The organism is Pedococcus sp. KACC 23699 (assembly GCF_045348425.1).
GTDB lineage: Bacteria > Actinomycetota > Actinomycetes > Actinomycetales > Dermatophilaceae > Pedococcus.
Genome location: NZ_CP157483.1, coordinates 3,562,183 through 3,588,285, shown reverse-complemented (window position 1 = coordinate 3,588,285; position 26,103 = coordinate 3,562,183). Strand labels below are relative to the sequence as shown.

The window sequence follows — 26,103 nt, the reverse complement described above, 5'->3', positions numbered from 1 at the left end:
CGTCATCCCCTGAGCCAGCGCCTCAGGTGCCGCCGGGGCAGGGTCCCCTGTATTCGTCGAAAAGCCTTCTCTGCCAGCCGCGCCCGCTCCTCCTCCAGCGCGTGCAACCTCCCGAAGGTGAACGACGAGTCGCCGTCGGCATCGGCCTCGGCCGCGTACCGGCGCAGCATCCGGGCTGCCATCACGGCGTCCTGGTGCTCACCCAGCGCGGTCTGGATCTCCTTGGCCCGCCTGGCCAGGACGGCTGCCCGGGGACCGAGCGAAGGCACCGCGCTCTCGGCGGAGTAGCGGAGCTTCTTGGCCTTCTTGCGCACCTCGTGCAGTGCCGCGTCCCGCTCGGGGCCGTCAGGGGGCGTCCGACGAATCGCCCGGTGGACGTCGCGCAGGTCGTGGCGGAGCAGGTCCGGCAGCACGTCCCGGGCCCGGCTGCCAGCAACCGGGGCCCAGCCCTCGAACTCGAGCAGGTCGTCGAGGGTGTCGAGGAGCCGGTAGTACTCAGCACTGCGCAGGACGGTTCGTACGCTGCCCGTCGCCGCTCGACGGGTGGCAGAGAGGTCGCGGGTCACGCGGGCGCGCACCGGCCCCAGCACGAGGTCGCGCGGCTGTTCGCTGACGAGTCGGATGAGTCGGTCCTGCAGCACCTGGGCATCCCGCGGCCCGGCCATGGCCTGGCCCAGCCACCGCAGGTCTGTGCGGACCCCCCGCACCGCGTCCTTGCCCATGAGGGGCTCGTAGGTGGTGAGGACGGCCCTCAGCTGTCGCGCCGCGATGCGCAGGCGGTGGACACCTTCCTCGCCTCCCGTCCGCACGTCCTGGTCGGCGCGGTGGAGCGCGGCGATGTGCTCCTCGAGGTAGGCCAGGAGCTCCTCACGCGCGGAGGCCCTCTTCGTGTGGCGCGCGACGCGCCGTCCCTCGTCGTGGTCGACGGCTCCGAGGACCCGGCGCACCTTGGACGTCGCGGGCGGCTGCGTGGCACCTGCGAGCACGAGCGCCGCCCCCACCGCGTCCAACACCTCAGGTGTTCCCTCGACGAGCTCGACCTCGATCTCCCGCCACGTCTGTCCTTCGTCGGTGCCGTCGAGGCGCCTGCCAGCGACCGTGTCGTCGCACAGCCACGCGAGCACCACACCGTCGGCACCCACCAGCTGCTGCTGGACGCGGTGGGTGTCCAGGGAGGCCACGGCATGCAGGGGCCGGTCGCGAACCACCGACCGGACCGGGTCGAGCAGCCTGGCCGGCACCCGCGACCGTGAACGCCCCAGGGGCACGCGCAGCTCGGTGCGGCGGTCGCCGTCGGACGGCAGCTTGAGGTGCCATCCCTCGTCCTCGCCCCCCGACCTGCGCCGCAGGCTGATGCCGCGGCGGTGCAGGTCGAGCTGCGGCGTGTCGAAGTAGACGGCGTGCAGGTCAACGGCCGTCGACGGGCCCAGCCTCGTGACGCCCCCGACGACGGTCAGCGGTGGGAGGACCACCTCCGGGTCCACCACGAACTTGCGTTCCACCTCATCCTGCTGCTGGATGCCCATGAGGCATCGTCGCAGGAAATCTCCGCGGTGACTGCCGCGTCAGCGCGAGGACGCGGGCAGCGCGGGGAGCTGTGGCTGGAAGAGCCAGGCGTTGAGCAGCTGACGCACCCCCGGTTCGGAGCCTCCCGCGGCCCGGCCCACGTGCTCGATGAACCGGGTGGTGGTCACTCCACCGTGCTGGTTGGTCGCCACCCAGTCGCGGACCATCGAGAAGAACTGGGGGTCGCCGAGCTTCAGGCGCAAGGCGTGCAGGAGCAGGGCTCCCCGTTTGTAGACCCGGTCGTCGAACATCCGCGCTCTGGACGGGTCCGCGAGGATGAGGTCCTGCGGAGCGCTGTTCAACCGCCTCCAGTGCTCTGAGGCGAGGCGTTGCGCCGAGCGACCTCCTGCGGCTTCGGACCAGATCCACTCGCAGTAGCAGGCAAAACCCTCGTGCAGCCAGATGTCGCGCCACGTGGTCGCCGTGAGGGAGTTGCCGAACCACTGGTGGGACAGCTCGTGGGCGATCAGGCGCTGGTCCTGCCAGTCCGTGGTCAGGTGGTTGGCGCCGAAGGTGGACAGCGTCTGGGACTCCAGCGGGATCTCGAGGTCGTCCTCGGTCACCACCACCGTGTATGCCGCGAAGGGGTATGGCCCGAAGAGGTCGACGAAGACCCTCATCATCTCGGCCTGTCGCGACAGCGCGAGACCGACCTCGCTCGCCAGACCCGACGGTGCCTCGACGCTGATCGGGACCGGGGAGCCGGTCAGGACCGTGGTTCGGTAGCGCCCGATCTGCAGGGTAGCGAGGTAGGTCGCCATCGGCTCGGGCTGCTCGTAGATCCAGACGACGCGGCTGGACGCGGCGCGCCGGCCCACCAACCGGCCGTTGGCAACCGTGCGGTAGCCGACCGGCGTCGACACCTCGAAGCGGTAGGTCGCCTTGTTCGAGGGGCGGTCGTTGCAGGGGAACCACGTCGGTGCGCCGTCGGGCTGGGCCGCGACGATCGCGCCGTCGGTCAGCTCCTCCCAGCCGGCCCCACCGTCGGCCCCGGGGACGGTGGTGGGGCGACCCGAGTAGGTCACGGTGACCGTGAACGCCTCCCCCGCCGGCACAGGGGTGTGCGGCTGGAGGACCAGCCGCCCCGCTCGGTGCTGGTGGCGGCGCGGGACCGCACCGTCGAGGGTGACCTTGGCGACCCGCAGTGCGTGCAGGTCGAGCTGGATGCGCTCCAGGTCCTGGTTGGCCCTGCACCGCAGCACGGCCCGGCCCGCCAGGTGGTTGGTGTCCACCTTGTAGTCCAGCGCCAGGTCGTAGTGCTCGACGTCGAAGCTCAGGTCACCGTGGCCGGGGATGTAGGGGTCTGCTCCGCCGATCACCGAGACGATGGCCCGTCGTCACCCGCGGCCCACGGGCCGATGGGGTTGCCGATCCAACGGGTGCCGTCGGGGACGGACTCACCTCTCATGACCAGGGACACGGGTCCGACCGTAGCGTGCTTCCCGATCACCGCAGCGGGCAGGATCACGCCGTTCGACCCCAGGGTCGACCCCCGGCGCAGCGTGACCGGGGACAGGCTGAGGACCCGGTCGTGGAACAGGTGGGTCTGCACCACGCAACCCCTGTTCACCGTGACGCCGTCCTGCAGCGAGACCAGGTCCGCCTCGGGCAGCCAGTACGTCTCGCACCAGACCCCACGCCCGATGTCGGCTCCCATGCTGCGCAGCCACCAGTTGAGGACGACCGTGCCGGTCGCCCCTCGGGCGAACCACGGGGCGGCGACCACCTCGACGAACGTGTCGGCCAGCTCGTTGCGCCACACGAACGAGCTCCACAGGGGGTGCTCCGTGGCCCGGATCCGGCCGACGAGGAGCCATTTCGCGGCGGTGGCGGTCAGGGCGGCCACGGCTCCCCCGGCCAGCAGGGCCAGACCCGTCGTGACGGCCGCGACCCCCCAGCCGACGTGGACGGCGACCCACTCGGTGACGGCGACGACCCCGACACAGATGGCGAGGTGGGCCATCACGGCAGCCAGGCGGCACACCTCCACCGCCGCCCGAGCCACTCGTAGCCGGCGGGGCGGGTCGTAGGTCCGCGTCGTGTCACCGGTGGCGGCTGCCCGCCGAAGCTGCGTGGGTGGGCTGCCCAGCCACGAGGTCCCCGCCTTGGCCTTGGCCCTGCGCGGGGCGGCGGAGAGCACGGCGACCAGGCCGCGCTTGGGCACCCGGCGTCCCGGAGCGGTCATGCCGGAGTTGCCGATGAAGGCGTGCTTGCCGACCTTGACCCGCTCGATGCGCAGCCATCCCCCGCCCAGCTCGTACCCGCCGAGCAGCGTGTCGTCAGCGAGGAAGGCGCCGTCGTTGACCGTGGTCAGCGTGGGGATGAGCAGGACGGTCGAGGCCTCGACCTCGCGACCGATCCTGGCTCCCAGGAGCCGGAGCCAGGCCGGGGTGAGGCTGCTGGAGTACAGCGGGAACAGCCAGGTGCGGGCCTCGTCGAGGACCCGCACGATCGACCAGGCCTGCCAGGCCTGGCGGCCGTGGATCGCGTGGTGGCCGGTCGTCAGCCCGACCGACAGCAACCGGACCAGCGCACAGATCAGCACGGCCAGCGTCAACAGGCCCACGAGGGTGGCGACCGGGAGCCACACGAGTGCTGCGCCCAGGGCGGAGGAGATGCTGGTCGCGTCCCTCAGCGCCGCAGCGATGCTCGCTGCGGCGACGCCGACGGAGATCAGCGGGAGGACCGATATCACCACAGCCGCAGCGCCATACGCCACGATCCACTGGGGACGGTTCTCCGGTCTCCGGTCGTTCCACGGACCGCGGGCGGGGCCGGACCGCGCGGCGGGTGACCCGCCCCAGGACTCGTCGGCGGGGACGACCCCGAACACCGCAGAGCCCGGCGCCACCTCGGCCCGGACACCCACGCTGCTTCCGGGTGCGAGGGTGCTCCGCGCCCCGACCCTGGCACCCTCACCGATGGCGGTGCGCCCGATGTGCAGGAGGTCACCGTCGAGCCAGTGGCCAGCGAGGTCGACCTCCGGCTCGATCGAGCACGCGTCACCGAAGCTGGCCAACCCCGTGACGGGAGGTATGGCGTGCAGGTCCACGTGCCTGCCGACGTGGGCGCCCAGCGCACGGGCGTAGAGGCGCATCCAGGGTGCGCCGGCGAGGTTGGCCGCACCGAGCTCGTCGACGAGTCGCTCGGCCGCCCACAGCCGCAGGTGGACCGAGCCACCGCGGCGGTACTCGCCGGGTCCGATGCCGCGCAGGAGCAGCCGCGCGCCCACGGCGCTGAGCGCGAGCCGACCCACTGGTGTCACGAGGGTCAGCCATCCGATGACGACGAACCACCACGACGTGGTGGGCAGCCACGTGAGTCCCCACTGCTGGGACGCGAGGTTGTTCCCTGCGGCGATCCAGACGCACCAACGCAGTCCGGTCAGGGTGCGCAACGGGACGGTGAAGGCCACCTGCCCCAGCTGCGTGATCCTCGGGACCGGACGGACCTTCCTGGTCTGGGCCGCGGCAGGCGCAGCCAGCCCGTCGAGCAGCGCGGCCATCGCCCCGAGCCGCGGCGCGTCGTACACGTCGGCGACGGTGACCTCGGGGAAGCGCTCGCGGAGCCGGGACACCAGGTGCGCCGCCGCCAGGCTGCCGCCGCCGACGTCGAAGAAGTCCTCGTCGGGTCCGGAGACCACCGCACCGAGGATCTCCAGCCAGAGCTCCTGAAGCCAGCCCGCCGTCCCCTCGAGGGGAACGCTCGCACCGGAGCCGGGCTTGGTGCCGAGGGTGGGGACCGGCCAGGGCAGGGCGTCGCGGTCGATCTTGCCGGAGGTGCGTGTGGGGAGGTCGTCGACCTCGGCCAGCCGGGGCACCAGCGGTGCGGGCATGGACCCGCGCAGGGCCGCGAGCGACTGCTCGAGGTCGAACGCGTCGGTGACGACGACGTAACCGACAAGCATGGCGTGACCGGCCCCCGTTCGCCGCACCGCCGTGGCCGCGCCCGTGACGCCGGGGAGCGCGAGCAGGGCGCTGTCCACCTCGCCCAGCTCGATCCGGCGCCCGGCGACCTTGACCTGGTCGTCGGCGCGCCCGGCGAAGACCAGACCCTCCGGTTCGTTGCGCACGACGTCGCCGCTGCGGTACGCCCGCTCCCAGCCCAGGGACGGCATGGGGGCGAACTTCTCGGCGTCCTTCTCGGGGTCGAGGTAGCGCGCGAGGCCGACCCCACCGATGATCAGCTCGCCGCTCTCCCCCGGCCCGACCGGGCTCCCGGCACCGTCGACGACGGCCAGGTCCCAGCCATCCAGCGGGAGACCGATGCGCACCGGTCCCTCACCGGTGAGCTGTGCACCGCAGGCCACGACCGTGGCCTCGGTCGGACCGTAGGTGTTCCACACCTCGCGTCGGGGAGTGGCGAGCCTCGTGCCGATCTCGGGCGGGCAGGCCTCGCCGCCGAGGATGAGCAGTCGGACGGCTGAGAGCGAATCCGTCGGCCACAGCGCTGCCAGCGTCGGCACGGTCGAGACGACCGTGATGCGGTTGGCCACCAGCCACGGCCCCAGCTCCAGCCCGCTGCGCACCAGCGACCGCGGGGCGGGCACCAGGCACGCGCCATACCTCCACGCGAGCCACATCTCCTCGCACGAGGCGTCGAAGGCGACGGAGAGTCCGGCCATGACGCGGTCACGGGTCCCCAGCGGCGCGTCCTGCAGGAAGAGCCGGGACTCGGCGTCGACGAAGGCTGCTGCCGACCGGTGTGACACGGCGACCCCCTTGGGCAGACCGGTCGAACCCGACGTGAAGATGACCCAGGCGTCATCGGTGACCTCAGGCTCCTCGGCCTCGACCGGCCGTCGAATCCCATTGTCCCGTAAGGTGATCGAGAGATCGGAACTGATCACCGCGGCGGCGGCGGCCTCGCCGAACACTGTGCGCGCCCGCTCCTCCGGATCGTCGGCATCGACCGGGACGTAGGCGGCCCCGGCCAGCAGGGTGCCCATGATGGCGACGTAGAGGTCCGTCGTCCCGGACCTCAGCCGGACACCGACCCGATCACCCCGCCCGACGCCCAGGGCGTTGAGCTCGCCGGCGACGAGCTCGCTCGCCTCCTGGAACTCGCTGTAGGTCAGCACGACGGCACCGTTGTCCAGGGCCGGCTCGTCCGGCGACGCGGCCACGGTCTCCTCGAAGATGTCCACGAGCGTCCGGGGCAACGGAGCTCGGTCCGCCCGCAGGAGCGTCACGTGGTGACGTCCGGCGGGAAGGAGAGCGCACTGCACATGGGTGCATTGTGACCGATGGCGGTGAACAGCGGGTGAAGCGCTGGCGGGACGCTGTCAGAGCCATGGCTCGCGAGTCGGGCGCGAAGGGACTGGGACATAGGTCCCTGTGCGGGGTGTTGAACCCGGGGACACGATGAGCGAGGGCACTACGGCACCAGGGGGGTCCGAGGGCAGGGCGGCCCTCCGCCGTGGCGCACCATTCACGAGCGCTGGGCGCAGCCCAGGGCTGACCACTCACGGGAAGAGTCTGTCATGGTTGCAACCCGAAGGACGGTGGCGCCGGTGTCCGCCGGGATGGCTGCTCTGCTCCTGCTCGCAGGCTGCGCCAGCAGCAGCAACACCAGCTCGAGCTCGTCGAGCTCGAGCTCGGCAACGGTTCCCCAGGTCGATGCTGCGGCATTCACCTCCGACTTCTCGCAGATGAAGCAGCTGGCCGCGCTCGCCGCGCAGGGCAAGGGCAAGATCGGTGTCCTGCTGCCGGACACGACGACCTCGACGCGCTACGTGCAGTACGACGCGCCATACCTGACGAAGGCCTTCACCGAAGCGGGACTCACGTCGGACAAGTTCGTCATCCAGAACGCTCAGGGCAGTGCGTCGACGATGCAGACCCAGGCTGATGCCATGATCACGGGCGGCGCGACCGTCCTGCTCGTCGACCCCCTCGATCCCGGATCGGGCGCGGCCATCGAGAGCAAGGCCGAGGCGGCCGGCGCCAAGGTCATCGACTACGACCGCCTGGTCAAGGGTGGTCCGGCCAGCCGCTACTACGTGAGCTTCGACAACGTGAAGGTCGGCGGGCTCATCGGCAAGGGCGAGGTCGACTGCCTGACCGCGTGGAAGGTCGCCAAACCCAACATCCTGGTCATGAACGGCGACCCGACCGACAACAACGCCAAGCTCTTCGCGCAGGGCTACCACTCCGTGCTGGACCCCAAGTTCGCCGACGGCAGCTACGTAAAGGTCGCAGAGCCCGCTGGGACGTGGACACCGTCCGTCGCTGCGACGACGTTCCAGCAGCAGTGGACCGCCCACAAGAACATCAACGCGGTGGTGACCCCCAACGACGACAACGCCAACGCGGTCATCGCCGTGCTCAAGTCCGGCAAGATCCCGGCCAAGAAGTTCCCGACGACAGGGCAGGATGCCTCGCTCCCAGGTCTGCAGAACATCTTGACGGGCTACCAGTGCGGCACGGTCTACAAGCCCATCTACCTCGAGGCGCAGGCGGCTGCAGCCCTGGCCATCATGCTGCGGGCCGGCGTGACCCCGCCCGCGACCCTGGTGAACGCCAAGACCACTGACAGCTCGATCGGCAAGGACATCGCCTCCGTGTACACGACCCCGATCTGGGTGACCACGGAGAACATGAACAGCACGGTCGTCAAGGACGGTGCCGTTACGAAGGACAAGCTCTGCGCCGGCAACGTGGCCAGCGCCTGCACGGCAGCGGGGATCGGTTAGCCCGGCCCCACCCACCGTCCTGCTCCATCAAGGCACCACGTCGACAGGGGAGAGCAACATGGACCTGGTGACCCCGAGCGGTCAGGAGCCCGCAGCCGGCTCACCCCCGAGACAGGCCCCTACTCCCCTGCTGCGGCTGCGGGGCCTGTCGAAGAACTTCGGGCCGGTGCAGGCGTTGTCCGGAGTGGACCTCGACATCACCGCCGGGCGGGTGACCGCGCTGGCCGGCGACAACGGTGCGGGGAAGTCCGTCCTCATCAAGTGCATCGCCGGCATCCACCCACCCTCGTCGGGCGAGATGTGGTGGGCGGGCGAGCGGGTCGACCTCGGCTCGCCTCGTGACGCCGCGCACCTCGGGATCGAGACCGTCTACCAGGACCTCGCCCTGTGCAACAACCTCGACATCGTCGAGAACATGTTCCTGGGTCGCGAGCGGACCCGACGGTTCGTCCTCGACGAGGAGTCCATGGAGCACTCCGCCCTCGACACCCTCAAGAGCCTGGCGGTGACCAGCGTCCGCTCGATCCGCCAGCCGGTGGCGTCGCTGTCCGGAGGTCAACGTCAGTCGGTGGCCATCGCCAAGGCCGTTCTCTGGAACTCCAAGCTCGTCATCATGGACGAACCCACGGCTGCCCTGGGGGTGGCCCAGACCACCATGGTGCTGGAGCTCGTGCGGCGCCTCGCCGATCGTGGGGTGGCCGTGCTGGTCGTCTCCCACAACATGAACGACGTCTTCGAGGTCGCCGACCGGATCGCCGTCCTGCACCTGGGCAAGATGGTGGCGGTACGCCCGGTCTCGGAGCTGGACCGCCAGGTGGTGGTGGACCTCATGACGACGGGTCGGAGCACACGTGGTGCGCTCCGATCCCCGGCTGCGGAGCAGGACGATGGCCCAGCTCGATGACCCCGCGGGCGCCGGGGACGCCACGGCTGCCTCCCCCGCGCCGGTCACCACCGGGGCCTACCTGCGGATGTCCGCCGCCAGGATCAGGGGCGGCGACACGGGAGTGCTGCCGGTCATCGCCGGCCTCCTGCTCGTCTCCACGCTGTTCCAGTCCCTCAACTCGAACTTCCTCACCGCGGGGAACCTGGTCAACCTGCTGGTGCAGGCGGCGGTGTTCAGCATCCTGGCCATGGGACAGGTCTTCGCCCTGCTTCTCGGCGAGATCGACCTGTCCATCGGGTTCGTCGCAGGCCTGGCTGCCGTCATCATGGCCGAACGCGTCCAACCGACGGTGGGTTGGACGTGGTGGTCGGCCATCGGCGCGGCCCTAGGCGTGTGCATCCTCGTGGGAGCATTCCAGGGGACCCTGATCACTCGCCTCGGGCTTCCGTCCTTCGTGGTCACGCTGGGCGGCCTGTTGTTCTGGCAGGGCGTCATGCTCGTGATCCTGGGAAGTGGCGGTTCGATCCTCATCCAGGACGTGACGATCAACAACATCTCCAGTGGCAACCTGTCGCCGGTCGCCGGGTGGGTGGTCATGCTGATCGTGGTGGGCCTGTTCGCCATCTCCACGTGGCGCGGCGACGCGCACCGGCGCGACACCGGTCTGACCGCACCCCCGGCCACGCTGACGATCATCAAGATCCTCGTCGCGCTCCTCGGGGGCGTGGCCCTGGTGCTGCTCTGCAACACCAACCGAGGCATCCTGCTGCCCGTCTCAGGGGTTCCGTGGGTCATCTTGCTCGTCTTCGGCGTCCTTGCAGCCTGGACCTTCCTGCTGGGCCGGACCCGCTTCGGTCGCTACATCTATGCCATCGGGGGCAACTCCGAAGCCGCCCGAAGGGCCGGGATCCGGTTGGCCGGAGTCCGGACCGCAGCCTTCGTCCTGACCTCGTTTACGGCAGGCATCGCCGGTGTCGTCTACGCCTCCCGGCTGCGGTCGATCTCCACGGCCATCGACGGCGGAACCCTGGTGCTCTACGCAGTGGCGGCAGCAGTCATCGGCGGCACCAGCCTCTTCGGCGGACGAGGCAAGGCGCTGCACGGTGTCCTCGGTGGAATCGTCATCGCGGCAATCGACAACGGGATGGGCCTGCTCGGGTTCAGTGCGGCGAGCAAGTACATGGTCACGGCCGCCGTCCTGGTCATCGCGGTGACGATCGACGCGGTCGCGCGCCGCAACCGCCCGGTCGGCACGTGAAGGCGGCCTCGATGCCGTCGCAGGACCACCCCCTCGAGGGGTTGCCCCCGACGCCGGGACGACCTCACCATGACCTCATGGACCACCAACAGGAAGCCTCGGCGTTGGGCGAGATCCAGGAGCGGTTGGCCGACCGTTTCCCCGGGATCGCCTCTGAAGTCATCGAGGCCGCGGTGCGCCTCGCGCATGCCGAGCTCCGCGGGCCGGTGCGGGACTACGTTCCGCTCCTGGTCGAACACGCCGCCCACGACCGGCTGCGCGTGATCGCGGTGGCGTCCCCAGCAGAACAGCCCCAGTCCCAGGCGGTCGCCACCCCCCGGTGACAGCGGGTCGGCATCCGACCAGATTGTGCGCCGCGGTCGGCGAGCGGCTACACAGGGACACGTGCCCCACGACCCGAACGACCCCTTCGTCCATGTTCGCGGAGCCAGCGAGCACAACCTCAAGACCATCGACGTCGACCTGCCCCGTGACGCGATGGTCGCCTTCACCGGCGTCTCCGGCTCCGGCAAGTCCTCGCTGGCCTTCGGCACCCTCTACGCCGAGGCGCAACGTCGCTACTTCGAGTCCGTGGCGCCATACGCCCGGCGGTTGCTGCAGCAGGTGGGCGCACCGCACGTGCAGGAGATCACCGGGCTGCCTCCGGCGGTCGCGCTGCAGCAGCGCCGTGGCGCCCCGAGCTCCCGGTCGAGCGTCGGGACGCTGACCACCCTGTCCAACCTGGTCCGGATGCTCTACTCGCGTGCCGGGACCTACCCGGACGGCGCGTCCCGGCTGGAGGCGGAGGCGTTCTCGCCCAACACCGTCGCCGGCGCCTGTCCGCGCTGCCACGGACTCGGGGAGGAGCACGACGTCAGCGAGGAGCTGATGGTGCCCGACCCCTCGCTGAGCATCCGCGAGGGCGCGATCGCCGCGTGGCCGGGCGCCTGGCAGGGCGTCAACCTGCGCAGCATCGTCTCGGGGCTGGGCATCGACGTCGACACCCCGTGGCGCAAGCTCAAGAAGAAGGACCGCGACTGGCTCCTCTACACCGACGAGCAGCCCAAGGTGCTCATCAAGCCGGAGCGCGACCGCATCGACTACGGCTACCACGGGCTCTTCTGGAGCGCTCGCGCGCACGTCCACCACGTCCTGGCCACCTCCAAGAGCCAGATGATGCGCGACAAGGCGATGCGCTTCGTCCGCAGCGTCCCCTGCCCTGCCTGCCACGGCACGGGCCTGCGGGCGGACGCGCTCGAGGTCACCTTCGGGGGCCTGACCATCGCGCAGACCAACGCCCTGTCCTTCACCGAGCTGGTGACACTGCTCCGTCCGGTCGCCGAGCTCACCGAGGCGGGCCCGGCGACGTCCTCGGCCGACTCCGGCGAGGCGACGGAGGTGGCGGTCCGCATCTGCACGGACCTCGTGGACCGGGTCCGGGTGCTGCTCGACCTGGGGCTGGGCTACCTGTCGCTGGGGCGCAGCTCCACGACCCTCTCGCCCGGGGAGGCGCAGCGCCTGCGCATCGCCACCCAGCTGCGCTCGGGACTCTTCGGGGTGGTCTACGTCCTGGACGAACCCTCCGCAGGGCTGCACCCGGCGGACGCCGCCCCGCTGCTCGACGTGCTCGACACCCTCAAGGCCTCGGGCAACTCGCTCTTCGTGGTCGAGCACGACCTCGACATCGTCCGCCGGTCGGACTGGGTCGTCGACATCGGGCCCGGAGCGGGCGAGAAGGGCGGCCGCGTCCTCTACTCCGGGCCGGTCGCGGGCCTGGAGCAGGTCGAGGAGTCCGTCACCGGAAGGCACCTCTTCGGCCGCGCGGAGCCGCCGGTGCGACCCCAGCGCGCCCCCCAGGGGTGGCTGCACCTGCGCGGGGTCAGCCGGCACAACCTCGAGGACCTGTCCGTCGAGGTCCCGCTGTGCGTCATGACCGCGGTCACCGGGGTGTCGGGGTCGGGCAAGTCGACACTGGTCACCCAGGTGCTCGCCGAGCTGGTGCGACGCCACCTCGGCCAGAGCCCCGACGACGCCGAGGACAGCGCGCTCGAGATCGACGTCGACGACGCCAGCGGGTTGGAGTCCTTCGACCGGCTCGTGCGCGTCGACCAGCGCCCGATCGGACGCACCCCGCGCTCCAACCTGGCCACCTACACGGGCCTGTTCGACGCGGTGCGCAAGCTGTACGCCGCGACCCCCGAAGCCCGGGAGCGCGGGTATGGCGCGGGACGCTTCTCGTTCAACGTCGCCGAGGGGCGGTGCGAGACCTGCCAGGGCGAGGGCTTCGTCACCGTCGAGCTGCTCTTCCTGCCCGGCACGTACGCACCCTGCCCGAGCTGTCACGGCGCGCGGTACAACGCCGAGACCCTCGAGATCGTCCACCGGGGCAAGACCATCGCCGACGTGCTGGGTCTGTCCGTCGACGAGGCCTCCGACTTCCTCGCTGACGTCCCGGCAGCCGCCCGCAGCCTGGCCACGCTCCGTGAGGTCGGCCTGGGCTACCTGCGCCTCGGGCAGCCCGCGACCGAGCTCAGCGGCGGGGAGGCCCAGCGGATCAAGCTGGCCACCGAGCTCCAGCGGGCCCGGCGCGGGCACGCGCTGTACCTGCTCGACGAGCCGACCGCCGGGCTGCACCCGGCCGACATCGCCCTGCTGCTGCGCCAGCTGCACCGCTTGGTGGATGCCGGCAACACCGTGGTGCTCGTCGAGCACGACCTCGACACGATCGCCAGCGCCGACTGGGTCATCGACCTCGGCCCGGGCGGCGGCGACCAGGGCGGTCGAGTGGTGGCCACGGGGACCCCGGAGGAAGTTGCCCGCGCCGAGGGCAGCGTCACCGCGCCATACCTGGCGACTCGTCTCTCGTCCCACGTGAGCTCGCGATGAGGTTGAACGAGGAGACGGCCCGGTCCCTCCTGGGCGGCCACGTGCACGGGGTGCTGTGCACCCTGCACCCTGAGCGTGGCCCGGACCCCCAGCCGGTCGTGTATGCCGTGAGCGACGACGGGCACGTCGGGGTGCCGATCGACCGGGTCAAACCCAAGAGTTCGTCGCGGTTGCAGCGCGAGGCCAACCTCGCGGCGGACCCGCGCGGGTCGCTGCTCATCGAGCACTGGGTGGCGGACGACTGGTCGAGGCTGTGGTGGGTGAAGGCGGACCTCGAGCACGTCCCCGACCCGCCGTCGGCGCTGACCGACGAGCTCGCCGACCGGCTGGCGCGCGCCGTGCCGCAGTACATCGACAAGCCGTTCCACCGGCTGCTGGTGTGCCGCATCGTGCGGGTCACGGGGTGGGCCGCCAGCGAGGGGTGAGTGCTCGTCGACCGGCTCTTTGCCCGAGAGGCTCCTGACCCAGTGGGACGGGGACTCCGCATCGAGGGGTCCTGGTGGTGGACAAGGGGAAGACACCGACGTTGTAATGGAGGCGATGGCGGAGGGTCAGGGGGGCCGGGGTGTCTCAGTCACAGGCAGACCTGGCTCCGGACAACCTCTCGGCCGTCAACCCCCAGGAGTCCATCGATCGGCTCCTTCGCGACCTGCGGACTCGCCGCACGGGACTCTCGGACCGGGACGCTGCACGACGCCTGCTGGTCTTCGGACCCAACGAGCTCGTGCGCCGTCGCGGACGGGGCTGGCCACGTGAGCTGATCGGACAGCTCATCCATCCCCTGGCGCTTCTGCTCTGGTTGGCCGGCCTGCTCGCAGCGGTCAGCGGTACCACCGCGCTGGCTGTGGCGATCATCGTGGTGATCCTCCTGAACGCACTCTTCGCCTTCGTCCAGGAACGGCATGCCGAGCGGGCCGTGGAGGCACTCACGGCCTACCTGCCCATGACGGTGCGCGTCCTGCGGGACGGGGCGCCCAAACCGGTGGAGGTTCGCGAGCTCGTCCCGGGCGACGTGATCCTGGTGGAGGAGGGCGAGCGCATCTCGGCGGACGCACGGCTGCTGTCCGGATCGGTGGAGATGGACCTGTCCACCCTGACGGGTGAGTCACTTCCGTTGCTGCGCGAAGCCGATCCCTTCGACACCCGTGGACCGATCCTCGAAGCTCGTGATCTGGTCTTCAGCGGGACGAACTGCACCGAGGGCGAAGCCACCGCGGTGGTCTTCAACACCGGGATGCACACCGAGCTGGGGCGGATCGCAGCGCTGTCGCAACGAGTCGGCCATGAGGACAGTCCCCTCGAGACCCAGGTCAAGCACGTCGCGTGGCTGATAGCCATGGTGGCGGTCGGAACGGGCATCGCCTTCGTGCCGATCGGGTCGCTGGTCGCCGGGCTGTCGCTGGGAGATGCGGTGAACTTCGCCATCGGGCTGTTGGTGGCGAACGTGCCTGAGGGGTTGCTGCCCACGATCACGCTCGCGCTCGCTGTGGGCGTTCGGGTCCTTGCCCGCAACAGGGTTCTCGTCAAACGGATCTCGGCCGTGGAGACGCTCGGCTCGACCAGCGTGATCTGCACTGACAAGACCGGCACGCTGACCATGAACCGGATGCGCGTGACCCGTGCCTGGACGCCCGGGCAGGAGCTTGACCTCACGGCCTCGCCGACCGACGCCACGTCGCTCTCGGCGGCGCGCAGACTGGCCGGCGCCGTGGTCGCCTGCAACAACGCCCACCTCGAGCCGGATCGGCCTGACGAGGAAGAGGGAGACCCCACCGAGCTGGCCCTGCTGCACATGTCCAGCACGCTGGGCCTGGACCCTGGTGCCCCCCGCGGAGAGCGGATCGCCCTGTTCCACTTCGACCCGGCTCTTCGTCGCATGTCGACGGTCGACCGAGATGCCGACCGGGTCCGCGTCCACACCAAGGGCGCACCGGAGGAGCTGTTGCCCTTGTGCCGCGCAGTGGCAGGTCCAGACGGTGCAGCACGTCCGTGGGGTGAGGACGACACGGCCATCTTCGAAGGCATCGTCAGCGCCTGGGCCGAGGAGGGGTTGCGCCTGCTGGCCGTCGCCGAGCGCGACGTCGACGAGGTCGAGCTGCCGGGCCTGACGCGTGAGCTGGCGGAGCGTGACCTCACCCTGCTGGGCGTCGTGGCGATGATCGACCCGCCGAGACCAGAGGTGGCCGAAGCGGTGGATCGCTGCCATTCCGCGGGGATCCGCCTCATCGTGGTCACCGGCGACCACGGGCTCACGGCGCGAGGTATCGCCGAGGCGGTGGGCATCGGTCACGCCGGTCTTCGGATCGTCACCGGCACCGAGCTGGACCAGATGCTCGAGTCAGAGCTGGATGCACTGCTGGCCACCGGTGACGAGCTCATCTTCGCCCGCAGCTCACCCGAGGACAAGATGCGCATCGCCGACGCCCTGCAGGACCAGGGGCACGTCGTGGCCATGACCGGTGACGGGGTCAACGACGCTCCGGCCCTCCGACGGGCCGACATCGGCGTGGCGATGGGCAGATCAGGCACCGACGTGGCACGTGAGGCCGCCACGATGGTCCTCACCGATGACAACTTCGCGTCGATCGTGACGGCTGTCGAGGCAGGACGGCGGGTCTACGACAACGTCCGGAAGTTCATCGTCTACATCTTCGCCCACGCGACTCCCGAGGTTGTTCCCTTTCTCGCCTACGCCCTGTCCGGCGGCCGGATCCCTCTGCCCCTGACGGTGATGCAGATCCTGGCCATCGACCTCGGCACCGAGACCCTTCCCGCGCTGGCCCTCGGCAGGGAACGAGCCGAACCAGGGCTGATGGCGCGCCCACCGAGGGAACGAACGCAGAACGTCATCGACTCCGCGATGCTGGCCCGTGCGTGGGGACTGCTGGGTGGCATCTCCGCGGTGCTCGTGATGACGGTCTTCCTGGTGACCCTCCGACACGGCGGGTGGCAGCTGGGCGACGACGTGAGCTCCGGCCCGCTGCACGACGTCTGGCGACAGGCGACCACGATGAGCTTCCTGGGCATCGTGGCCTGCCAGGTCGGGACCGCGGTGGCCGCCCGCACCCAGCACGCATCGCTTCGCCAGGTCGGCCTGTTCTCCAACCGGCTGCTGTGGTGGGGCATCGCCTACGAGATCGTCTTCGCCGCCATCCTGGTCACCGTTCCTCCGGTGCAGCAGGTCTTCGGCACCACGCGTCCGGATCTGTGGCAGGTCGTGTTCATCGCGCCGTTCCCCCTGTTGGTCTGGGGAGCCGACGAGCTCTGGAGGTGGAACGCCAGACGACGTCAGGGGGTGGCATCTCTGGCTCCACGACCCCCCAGGGTGTAAGCAGGGGGTGCGGGCGCGAGCTGCGCGTTCCACACCGAGGAGGACCCCATGGCCGCACTCGACGGAGCCCAGCTGCTCGCCGCCCTCGAGCCGACGGCGGAGGAGAACCTCAACCGGCACCTCGCCGCCGCGCAGGAGTGGATGCCGCACGAGTACGTCCCCTGGTCGATGGGACGTGACTTCGCCGACCTGGGCGGCGACCGGTGGTCGCCGGACCAGTCGCAGCTGTCGCCGATCGCCAGGACCGCGCTGGAGGTCAACCTCCTCACCGAGGACAACCTCCCGAGCTACCACCGCGTGATCGAGGGCGCCTTCGGACGCGACAGCGCCTGGGGCGTCTGGGTCAACCGGTGGACTGCCGAGGAGGGCCGGCACGCGTTCTGCATCCGCGACTACCTGCTCGTGACGCGCGGAGTGGATCCCGACGAGCTCGAGCAGGCGCGGATGGACACGATGCAGACCGGCTACGACGCGGGCGACAAGCAGCTGCTCAACCTCTGTGCGTACGCCTCGTTCCAGGAGCTGGCCACCCGCGTGTCACACCGCAACACGGGCCGCTACACCGAGGAGCCGATCGCGGAGAAGCTGCTCACGCGGGTCGCCAAGGACGAGAACCTCCACATGATCTTTTACCGCAACATCATCCAGGCTGCGCTGGAGCTGACACCGAGCCAGACGATGCGGGCCATCACCGACGAGGTCGTCACCTTCCAGATGCCGGGCGCGATCATCCCCGGGTTCGGCCGCAAGGCCATCCAGATGGCCATGGCCGGGATCTACGACCTGCGCATCCACCACGACGACATCGTGGAGCCGCTCCTGCGCCAGTGGGGTGTCTGGGACCTCGAGGGCCTCGACGCGGACGGCGAGCAGGCCCGGGACGAGCTTGCCGCCGCGGTCGCCTCCCTCGACGACGAGGCAGCTCGTTTCGTGGCCCGCCGCGAGGAGCGTGCGGCAAAGCGGGCCGCCCGGCAGGAAGCCTGAGCTCCGTCGAAGGGCCCGGGTGTTCGTGGCCCGGTCAGAGTGTTGGGAGTCGGTTGGTGGCAGTCGGGTGGAGGTCTTCACCGGCAGCCACAGGGTGGGCTGCCCTGTGGCTGCGACTGCAGCACCACGACTCAGCCTTCAGCTCTGCTCGCCGGTCGGCACCATGCGCACGAGCCTCGCCGGCACCCCAGCGACGATCGCGCCTGCGGGCACGTCCTTGGTGACGACCGCGCCGGCACCGACGATCGCCCCGTCACCGATGGTCACTCCAGGGACGACCGTGACCGAGGCACCGAGCCACACACGGGAGCCGATGACGATGGGCGCCGGGGTCATGTCTGCCCGCCGGTCCGGCTGCATCCCGTGGTTCAGCGTCGTCAGGGTGCTGCCGTGGCCGATGAGGGTGCCGTCCCCGATGGTGATGCCCCCGGTGTCCTGGAAGCGGCAGCCCATGTTGATGAAGACGTCCTTGCCGAGCGTCAGGTTCTTGCCGAACTCGCTGTAGAACGGCGGGAACACGGTCACCGACTCGTCCACCGGCTTGCCGGTGAGCTCTGCCAACAGGAGCCGGACCTCGTCCGGGGTGCGGTACGCGCCATTCAGCTCGGCCATGATGCGCAACGCATCCTGGGAAGCGGCGTGCATGAACCGGTGCGCGGCCGAGCCGGCCTCGATGAGCGCGCCGCACTCGACGTGCTCGAGGAACTCGTGCAGCTCCATGGTCCGGCTCCTGTCAGCTGACGGGGAAGGTGGTCAGAGCGTCGCGGCGTCGATGACGAAGCGGTAGCGCACGTCGGAGGCCAGCACGCGCTCGTACGCCTCGTTGATCTTGTCGGCAGCGATGACCTCGATCTCGGCGCCGAGGTGGTGCTCGGCACAGAAGTCGAGCATCTCCTGGGTCAGGGCGATGCCGCCGATCATGGATCCGGCGAACGAGCGTCGCCCACCGATGAGCGAGAACACGTTGACGCTCAACGGTTCGGCGGGGGCGCCGACGTTCACGAGGGTGCCATCGACGGCCAGGAGGCCGAGGTAGGCGTCGAGGTCGATGCTGGCGCTGACGGTGTTGACGATGAGGTCGAACGTGCCGGCCAGCTGCTCGAAGGTCGAGGGGTCGGAGGTGGCGTGGTAGTGGTCCGCACCGAGGCGCAGCCCGTCCTCCTGCTTCTTCAGCGACTGCGACAACACGGTGACCTCGGCGCCGAGGGCGTGGGCGATCTTGACGGCCATGTGGCCGAGACCGCCGAGGCCGACGACGGCGACCTTCGTGCCGGGGCCGGCGTTCCAGTGCCGCAGCGGGGCGTACGTGGTGATGCCGGCGCAGAGAAGCGGCGCCGCGGCGGCCGGGTCGATGCCGGCGGGGACGTTCAGGACGTAGTCGGAGTCGACGACGACGTGGGTCGAGTACCCGCCCTGGGTGGTGGTGCCGTCGCGGTCGGTGGCGGCGTAGGTGCCGACCATGCCCTTGACGCAGTACTGCTCGTCACCGTTGCGGCAGTTGGTGCACTCGCCGCAGGAGTTGACCATGCAGCCGACACCGACGCGGTCTCCGACCTGGTGGCGTGTGACGTCTGCGCCGACCTCGGTGACGAGGCCGACGATCTCGTGGCCGGGCACGACCGGGAAGGGCTGCGGGCCCCAGTCACCGTTCACGGTGTGGATGTCGGAGTGGCAGATGCCGGCGAACTCGATCTGGATGAGGACGTCGTTGGCGCCGACCTCACGTCGCTCGATGGTGGTGGGGGCCAGGGGCTGGCCTGCGGACGGAGCTGCATAGGCGTTGACGCGCATGGGAGAACGTTCCTTCGTGTCTGGTGATGGGTGCGTGGGGTGGCTTGGTGCGTGTTCGTCGGGTGGGGCTTGGTGCGTGTGCCTCGTGGGCGGGCGCTCAGGCGCTGCACTCGTCGACGGTGACGTGGTTCAGCCAGGTCACGACCTGACCCTGGTCGTCGGCCTCCTGGATGGCGACGTGGGCCATGAACCGGTCCGGGGTGGCCCCGTGCCAGTGCTCCTCGTTCGGCTCGATGTAGACGACGTCGCCGGGGCGGATCTCCTGCGGCTGGCCGCCGCGGCGGGTGACGTAGCCGATCCCGTCGGTGACGTACAGGGTCTGACCCTTGGGGTGGCTGTGCCAGGCGGTCCTGGCGCTGGGGGTGAAGCGCACGTGGGCGCACCCCACCGCTGACTGCTCGTCAGGGTTGCGGATGCCGTCGATGTGGACGGTGCCGGTGAACCAGTCCGCTGGTCCGGTGGCCGTCTGGCCACCGCTCTGGGTGAACTTCATGGGAAGGCTTCTTTCTTCGTCGGGTTCGCGGGCACGGCGCAGCGCCGACTCGCCTGTCTTCGCAGGTGTCGTATGGGGCGCCGCCCGTGGGCCTGAGTTGGGGTGGGTTGGGGACTACGGTTTGCCGGCCCGTTTGAGCTGGTCGGCGAGCTGGCGGGCCTCGCCGGAGAGCAGCTCGGCCCGGGCGTCATCGCCCGCGGCCACGGCGTGCCAGTAGTCGATCTTCAGGGCGACGTAACGCTGCCGCAGGACCAGGTGCTGGGCCTCCGACGCCAGTCGCCGCTGCTGGTCGGCGAGCAGCTCGACCTGCTCAGCCGCGGCGGACGGGCCGAGCCGACCGTTGGCGACGTACGTGCGCATGTCACTCACGGACATCCCGGTCGCCGCGAGACAGGCCACCCACATGATCTGGTCGAGGTCGTCCTCGTCATAGACCCGGTGACCGCTGGTCGCCCCGCGGCTCACCGAGGCGATGACGCCGATGGACTCGTAGTAGCGCAGCGTGCTGGCCGGCAGCCCGGTCAGTGCGGCTGCCTCCTTGATCGTGTACTCGTGACGGCTGGTCCGTACGCTCATGTCCACCACGCTAGGAACTTCAAGTACTTGAAGTCAAAGGCTGCGGCAAGCCCTTCCGGCGAGCCGCCGCCGGCTCACCTGGTGTCCATGGATCAGCCGCGATCAGCAGCAGGTCACCGTGCCGAATCCGCCGCGACTCGGACGTCCTCGTCGACGAGGTCAGCGTTGAGGTCGATGGCGGCGGCCGACCCCTCACCCGCGGCCGTGACCACCTGGGCCTTGGGGTTGGTGACGTTCCCGGCCGCCCAGACCCCGGTGACGCTGGTGGCTCCCGCTGCATCGGTCACGACCCAGCCGTCCGGGTCGAGGGCGCAGTCCAGCTGTGCCGCAAGGTCGTTGTTGGGGACCAGGTGTGGAGGCAGGAACACCGCGGCCCGCTCGACCGTGCTGCCGTCAGCCAGCGTGACGCCGGTCAGCCGGTCGTCCTCCACCGTCACCCCGTTCACGACTCCTTCGACCACCTGCACCCCGCGCGCGTCCAGCCCGATCCGCTGCTCGGCGCTGACGACGCCCGCGGGGATGAACAGGACGACGTCGTCGGACCACTGGCGGACGATCTGTGCGTACCGGACGGAGTCAGGACCGTCGCCCAGCACTCCCAGGGGTTGGTCTTCGACCTCGCGCCCGTGGCAGTACGGGCAGTGCAGCACGTCTCGGCCCCACCGATCGGACAGTCCCGGGAGGTCCGGCAGCTCGTCGCGAAGACCCGTGGCCAGCACCAGCCGGCGGGACGACACCTCGCGTCCGTCCGACAGGGAGACGGTGAACTCCCCCGGATCGGCGCGCGCCACGTGCGTGACACTCCCTTCACGGACCTCGCCACCGTAGGTGCGTACCTCGTGACGACCGACCGCGAGCAGGTCGGGCGGGGGCACCCCGTCGCGGGAAAGGAAGCCGTGCATGTGCGAAGCCGGCGCGTTGCGAGGTGCACCGGAGTCGACGACCAGGACCCTGCGGCGGGCCCGGGACAGGACCAGGGCGGCTGAGAGACCGGCGGCGCTGCCGCCGACGACCACGACGTCATACTCGCTCATGCTGGCATGGTGCACCCGCTGGCACCGGCGACGCCTCCCCCCAAATGACGGTAGCCGTGCCCTGACGGGACCCCGCGACGTCTTCTGTCGCGGTCGCGGCCGGCGGTACGGTCGGCTGGTGCTGCACGGCCGCGAGCCCGAACGCGCGCAGCTGGCCGCCCTGGTGGAGCAAGCTCGCGCGGGAACCGCCGGTGTGCTCGTGATCCTTGGCGAGCCCGGCGTCGGCAAGACCGCCCTGCTGGCCGCGCTCGCCACGGCACCGCTTCCAGCCGAGTCCTCGGCCGTCCCACGAGTGCTGCGCACGTCGGGGGTCGAGTCCGAGTCACCGCTGCCGTATGCAGCACTGCACCGCCTGCTCCGTCCCGTCATGGATCTCGACCGGCTACCCGACCCCCAGGCACGGGCTCTGCGGGTCGCGTTCGGGCTCGAGGACGGACCGACCGTGGAGCCGTTCCTGGTCGGCGTCGCCACCCTGTCCGTGCTGACCGACGCAGCCGAGTCGGACGCGCCCCTCGTGTGTGTGGTCGACGACGCGCACTGGCTCGATCCGGCCTCCGCGGACGCCTTGCTGTTCACGGCCCGCCAGCTGGCCGCGGACCCGGTGGTCATGGTCTTCGCTGCTCGCAGCGGTGCCGCCGCCGGACGGGCGTTCACGGCGCCCGGGCTGCCCGTCCTGGAGGTCGTCGGTCTCGACGACGGCGCCGCACACCGGCTCCTCGACGAACGTGCTGGCGACCCGCTACCAGACGAGGTCGCCGAACGACTCGTCCGTGACACCGGCGGCAACCCGCTCGCCCTGCTGGAGCTGCCCGACGCACTCAGTCCCGGGCAGCTGCGCGGCGAGGCTCCGCTACCACCGCAGCTCACCCTCACCGCCGGAGTGGAACGAGCGTTCCTCGACCGGTGCCGTCGCCTGCCGCAGGAGGTGCAGACGCTGCTGCTGGTCGCGGCCGCGGACGCCACCGGGCGCATCGCCACCGTGTTGAAGGCGGCGGCCACCCTCGGCGTCAACCAGGCCGCGTGGCAGGTGGCTGAGAGGTCGAGCCTGCTGACCGTCGACGGCGACGCCGTGACGGTGCGACACCCCTTGGTCCGTTCCGCCGTCTACCAGGCGGCCACGAGCTTCGAGCAACGGCAGGTGCACCGGGCGTTGGCGGACGCGGTGGGCCCCGACGATCCGGAGCGGTCGACCTGGCACCGCGCAGCAGCCGCCGACGGACCCGACGACGCCGTCGCCGACGCCCTGCACGACGTAGCCGTTCGCGCCGAACAACGCGGCGGCCACGTCGCCGCCGCCGACGCATACGAACGCTCGGCCGCGCTGACCGTGAACGAGCTTGACCGCGCTGAGCGGCTGCTCGGGGCGGGGCGCACCGCGTGGGCGGCTGGGCAGGCGCTGCGCGCCAGCACGTCGGCCTCCTCGGCGCGCGAGCTCGCCGTCGACCCGTTGCAGCGGGCCGACATCGACCGGCTGCGGGCACGCATCGAGGTCAACGTCGGCTCCGCCGTCGACGCCCACCGCATCTTCACCGTCGCCGCCCGAACCGTCGTCGACCACGACACCGGTCGCGCCCTGGAGATGGCGTGCGCGGCCGCCCTGAACCGAACCTATGGCGCCGACAGCGGAGCGACCTTGCCCACCGAGGTGTTGGCTCGCCTGCTGGCTCCGACCGACGAGGACACCGCGCGCACAGCATGCCTGCGGCTGCTCCTGAGGACCCTGACGGCGAGCGGGGACCAGGACTGGGCTGACGCGGCTCCCGCCCTGGAGCAGGCCCTGGAGGCTGGACGCCAGGTCGAGGACCTCGACGTCATGGGCAACCTGGGCAACACCGCACTCCACCTCGGCCACGACGAGGGTGCTCGCTCCTCCTACTCCGCCATGGCCTCGACCGCCCGCGAAGCCGGTGCCGGGATGGTGGTCGTCTACGCCCTGGAGCGACTCATGTTCGCCCAGCTCCCCACCGGACCGTGGACCGCCGTGCGCAGCTCCGCCGAGGAAGCCCTGACCCTGGCGCGCAGCGTCGGCCAGACCCCGCTGACCGCGGCACCACTGGCCTGCCTGGCCCTCCTGGGTGCCCTCACCGGCAGCGACGACCACGACCACCATCTCGCGTCACTGGACGACGTCACAGGCCGATACCCGTTGGGGATCCTGGCGGGCCCGGTGCACGACGTCACCCGGTGGGCCAAGGGCACCCGCGCCGCCGCCCAGGGCGATACGTCTGCTGCGCTTCACCACCTGTCCGGTATGCGCGTGCCTGCCCTTCACCGGCTGGCCACGGTCGACCGGATCGAGGCAGCAGTTCGCGCGGGTGAGGCCGGCCAGGCGCTGGCCTGGGTTGACGAGCTCACCCCCTTCGCCACGGGGACCGGTCACCCGTGGGCCCTCGGCGCTGTCGAGCTGGGTCGTGCCCTGACCATGCGGGAACCCACCGACGCCACAGCGGCGTTCGAACGAGCAGTCCGCCACTACCGCAACGCGTCCCGCCCCTACGACCTGGCACGGACCCACCTCGCGTACGGCGAGCTCCTGCGCCGCACCAACCGGCGCGTGGACGCCCGCCCCCACCTGCGCGCAGCACTGGCGACGTTCACCGATCTGAATGCCATCCCGCTGGTCGAGCGGGCCACCCAGGAGCTGCGCGCGTCCGGCGAGACGGCCCGTAGGCGCGACCCGTCCACCCTGCTCGACCTGACGCCGATGGAGCTCAAGGTCGCCCAGCTGGTGAGCACCGGCCTGTCGAACAAGGACGTCGCCGCCCAGATCTGGGTGTCGCCCCGCACGGTGGCGTTCCACCTGCGCAACGTGTTCACCAAGGTCGGCGTCAGCTCGCGAACCGAGCTCGCGCAGCTCACGCTCAGCTGACCCCTTCTCGGCCGGACGACGCGCACCCCGGCCATTTGACCGGCGCGAGCGCTGGGCGTCTCGACGACGGTGGAGCCAAGCCACTCACCGCCACGTCAGGAGCAGCCATGCACACCACGCCCACCGACGAACCGCTCGCGACGGACACCGAGACCGTCGCGGACGCCGACACCGTCGGGTACACCGAGACCGTCGCGGACACCGAGACCGCGGCGGACACCCAGCACGGGCCCCGCAGGTCATGGGCGGTCCTGGCCCTGGCCCTCGCCGCCCAGGTCCTCGTCGTCCTCGACATCTCCGTCGTCAACACCGCCCTGCCGTCCATCGGGCGGGACCTGCACCTGGACGGGTCCCAGATGCAGTGGGTCGTCACCGCCTACCTGATGATGTCCGGCGGCGGTCTTCTGTTCGGTGGCCGCATCGCCGACCTGCTGTCGCGCAAGTGGGTGTTCCTCACAGGCCTGACCGTGTTCACCACCGCCTCCATGGTCAGCGGATTCGCTGGTAGTGCAGGCGAACTCATCGCGGCCCGCGCTGGCCAAGGTCTGTCCGCAGCCCTGATGACCCCCGCCGCGCTGTCCATCATCATGACCACCTACTCCGGAGCGCAGCGCCGCCTCGGACTCACCCTGTGGGGTGCCGTCGGGTCCCTCGGGGTCGCCGCCGGCGTCCTACTCGGTGGTGCGCTGACCACCTGGGCCGGTTGGCAGACCATCTTCTTCATCAACGCACCGATCGGCGCCGTCGCCCTCGTGGCAGGTCTCAAGGTCATCCCCGCCGCCGCCACCGCACGCGTCACCCTCGAGCAGTTCGACGTCGCCGGAGCCGCCACCGTCATCGGCAGCCTGGCCGCACTCATCTACGGACTCGGAGCCACCGAGCAGCACGGCTGGCTCTCGGCCCACGTCCTGGTCGCGTTCGCCGCCTCCGGGGCGCTGGCCACGGCCTTCAGGTTCCGGGAGAGCCGGGCCGCGAGTCCGCTCATCCCGCCGCACACCTGGAAGGTGACGTCCCTGGTCTCCGGCACCACCGTGATGCTCGGCGTCACCGGCATCCTCGTCGGCACGGTGTTCCTCTCGTCGATCTTCGTCCAGACCGTGATGGGGTACTCCGCCATCCGCGCCGGCGTCGCCTTCGTCCCGTTCGCCCTCGCCATCACGGTCGGCACCGTCGTGGCCCGGCACGCCTTGGCCCACGGCACCCCACGTGCCGTCGCCGCCATCGGTCTGCTGCTGGTTGCCGGTGGTGCGGTCCTGCTGGCCCAGGCTTCCGCTGGATCCAGCTTCGCCACCGGCGTCCTGCCCGGTCTGGCCATCATCGGTCTCGGCGTCGGCATGGTCTTCGCCCCCGTGTCGGTCACCGCGATGGCCGGCATCCCCCCGCAGCACGCCGGCATGGCGTCCGGGTTCCTCATGACCGGGCACGAGGTCGGCGCCGCCGTGGGTGTTGCGGTCCTGTCCGCGGTCGCCAACAGCGCCGGAGGCCTTGCCAGTGCCGCCGGGGTCGTCGACGGCTTCCCCCGCGGGTTCCTCGCCGCTGCCGGCATCGCCGCGGTGCTCGCCGTGGTCGCGTACCTGCGAATGCCTGCCGCACGCGTCGAAGGCGGCGCTGGGATGCACATGCACCACTGAGGCCCCACCCACGCGGTGTCCTACCGTCGTGGCGGAGGACGGCGACCCGGGCCACTGGCTCGGGTCGCCGTCCCTGTCCCACCGATCAGCAGCACCACCACAGGAGCTCGGACCTCGCCATGAGG

General features: G+C 70.6%; 18 protein-coding genes. 10 read left to right on the top strand and 8 right to left on the bottom strand.

Annotation, left to right across the window (positions count from 1 at the left end):
- Positions 1-2: 2 nt before the first annotated feature.
- From ABEG17_RS16780 to ABEG17_RS16770, 3 genes are read right to left on the bottom strand one after another with little or no spacing between them, the layout of a single operon-like run.
- Complete coding sequence (locus tag ABEG17_RS16780; RefSeq protein WP_406830619.1) at positions 3-1,526, bottom strand: CHAD domain-containing protein; 1,524 nt, start codon at positions 1,524-1,526, stop codon at positions 3-5.
- A 39-nt stretch (positions 1,527-1,565) separates the two neighbouring features.
- Positions 1,566-2,885, bottom strand: coding sequence for a M1 family metallopeptidase (locus tag ABEG17_RS16775; RefSeq protein WP_406830618.1), 1,320 nt, complete (start codon positions 2,883-2,885; stop codon positions 1,566-1,568).
- On the bottom strand, positions 2,882-6,727 hold the full coding sequence (locus ABEG17_RS16770) for a Pls/PosA family non-ribosomal peptide synthetase (RefSeq protein WP_406830617.1): 3,846 nt from the start codon (positions 6,725-6,727) through the stop codon (positions 2,882-2,884). Before ABEG17_RS16770 ends, ABEG17_RS16775 begins: the two co-directional genes overlap by 4 nt.
- A 321-nt stretch (positions 6,728-7,048) precedes the next feature.
- On the opposite strand from ABEG17_RS16770, the gene ABEG17_RS16765 reads away from it, so the two are divergent.
- From ABEG17_RS16765 to ABEG17_RS16730, 8 genes are all read left to right on the top strand, one after another.
- The gene (locus ABEG17_RS16765; protein WP_406830616.1) at positions 7,049-8,260 is read left to right on the top strand and encodes a sugar ABC transporter substrate-binding protein; all 1,212 of its coding nucleotides are present in this window, start codon (positions 7,049-7,051) and stop codon (positions 8,258-8,260) included.
- Between the two features lie 58 nt (positions 8,261-8,318).
- A complete protein-coding gene (locus tag ABEG17_RS16760; RefSeq protein WP_406830615.1) occupies positions 8,319-9,164 on the top strand; it encodes an ATP-binding cassette domain-containing protein in 846 nt (281 codons plus the stop codon).
- A complete protein-coding gene (locus ABEG17_RS16755; protein ID WP_406830614.1) occupies positions 9,148-10,404 on the top strand; it encodes a sugar ABC transporter permease in 1,257 nt (418 codons plus the stop codon). Before ABEG17_RS16760 ends, ABEG17_RS16755 begins: the two co-directional genes overlap by 17 nt.
- A gap of 77 nt (positions 10,405-10,481) precedes the next feature.
- Positions 10,482-10,727, top strand: coding sequence for a three-helix bundle dimerization domain-containing protein (locus tag ABEG17_RS16750; RefSeq protein WP_406830613.1), 246 nt, complete (start codon positions 10,482-10,484; stop codon positions 10,725-10,727).
- A gap of 61 nt (positions 10,728-10,788) precedes the next feature.
- On the top strand, positions 10,789-13,269 hold the full coding sequence (gene uvrA / locus ABEG17_RS16745) for an excinuclease ABC subunit UvrA (RefSeq protein ID WP_406830612.1): 2,481 nt from the start codon (positions 10,789-10,791) through the stop codon (positions 13,267-13,269).
- A complete protein-coding gene (locus tag ABEG17_RS16740; protein WP_406830611.1) occupies positions 13,266-13,694 on the top strand; it encodes a hypothetical protein in 429 nt (142 codons plus the stop codon). Before uvrA ends, ABEG17_RS16740 begins: the two co-directional genes overlap by 4 nt.
- 140 nt (positions 13,695-13,834) lie before the next feature.
- Entirely contained in the window at positions 13,835-16,600 is a 2,766-nt protein-coding gene (locus ABEG17_RS16735; RefSeq protein WP_406830610.1) for a cation-translocating P-type ATPase, read from the top strand.
- Between the two features lie 48 nt (positions 16,601-16,648).
- The gene (locus ABEG17_RS16730; protein ID WP_406830609.1) at positions 16,649-17,584 is read left to right on the top strand and encodes an acyl-ACP desaturase; all 936 of its coding nucleotides are present in this window, start codon (positions 16,649-16,651) and stop codon (positions 17,582-17,584) included.
- Positions 17,585-17,722: 138 nt separating this feature from the next.
- Here the strand turns inward: ABEG17_RS16730 and ABEG17_RS16725 are convergent, their stop codons facing one another.
- The 5 genes from ABEG17_RS16725 to ABEG17_RS16705 form a co-directional block, all read right to left on the bottom strand.
- A complete protein-coding gene (locus ABEG17_RS16725; protein WP_406830608.1) occupies positions 17,723-18,304 on the bottom strand; it encodes a sugar O-acetyltransferase in 582 nt (193 codons plus the stop codon).
- Between the two features lie 33 nt (positions 18,305-18,337).
- The gene (locus ABEG17_RS16720; RefSeq protein WP_406830607.1) at positions 18,338-19,375 is read right to left on the bottom strand and encodes an NAD(P)-dependent alcohol dehydrogenase; all 1,038 of its coding nucleotides are present in this window, start codon (positions 19,373-19,375) and stop codon (positions 18,338-18,340) included.
- A 97-nt stretch (positions 19,376-19,472) separates the two neighbouring features.
- A complete protein-coding gene (locus ABEG17_RS16715; RefSeq protein ID WP_406830606.1) occupies positions 19,473-19,868 on the bottom strand; it encodes a cupin domain-containing protein in 396 nt (131 codons plus the stop codon).
- Between the two features lie 114 nt (positions 19,869-19,982).
- Positions 19,983-20,444, bottom strand: coding sequence for a MerR family transcriptional regulator (locus tag ABEG17_RS16710; protein ID WP_406830605.1), 462 nt, complete (start codon positions 20,442-20,444; stop codon positions 19,983-19,985).
- A gap of 113 nt (positions 20,445-20,557) precedes the next feature.
- On the bottom strand, positions 20,558-21,478 hold the full coding sequence (locus ABEG17_RS16705; protein WP_406830604.1) for an NAD(P)/FAD-dependent oxidoreductase: 921 nt from the start codon (positions 21,476-21,478) through the stop codon (positions 20,558-20,560).
- A gap of 118 nt (positions 21,479-21,596) precedes the next feature.
- Between ABEG17_RS16705 and ABEG17_RS16700 the strand changes: the two genes are divergently transcribed.
- Positions 21,597-24,347 (top strand): AAA family ATPase, encoded by a 2,751-nt coding sequence (locus tag ABEG17_RS16700; RefSeq protein ID WP_406830603.1) that lies wholly within the window; start codon positions 21,597-21,599, stop codon positions 24,345-24,347.
- A gap of 107 nt (positions 24,348-24,454) precedes the next feature.
- Positions 24,455-25,978 carry an MFS transporter gene (locus tag ABEG17_RS16695; RefSeq protein WP_406830602.1) on the top strand — a complete coding sequence of 508 codons (1,524 nt, stop codon included), beginning with the start codon at positions 24,455-24,457 and terminating at the stop codon, positions 25,976-25,978.
- The last annotated feature ends 125 nt before the right edge of the window (positions 25,979-26,103 follow it).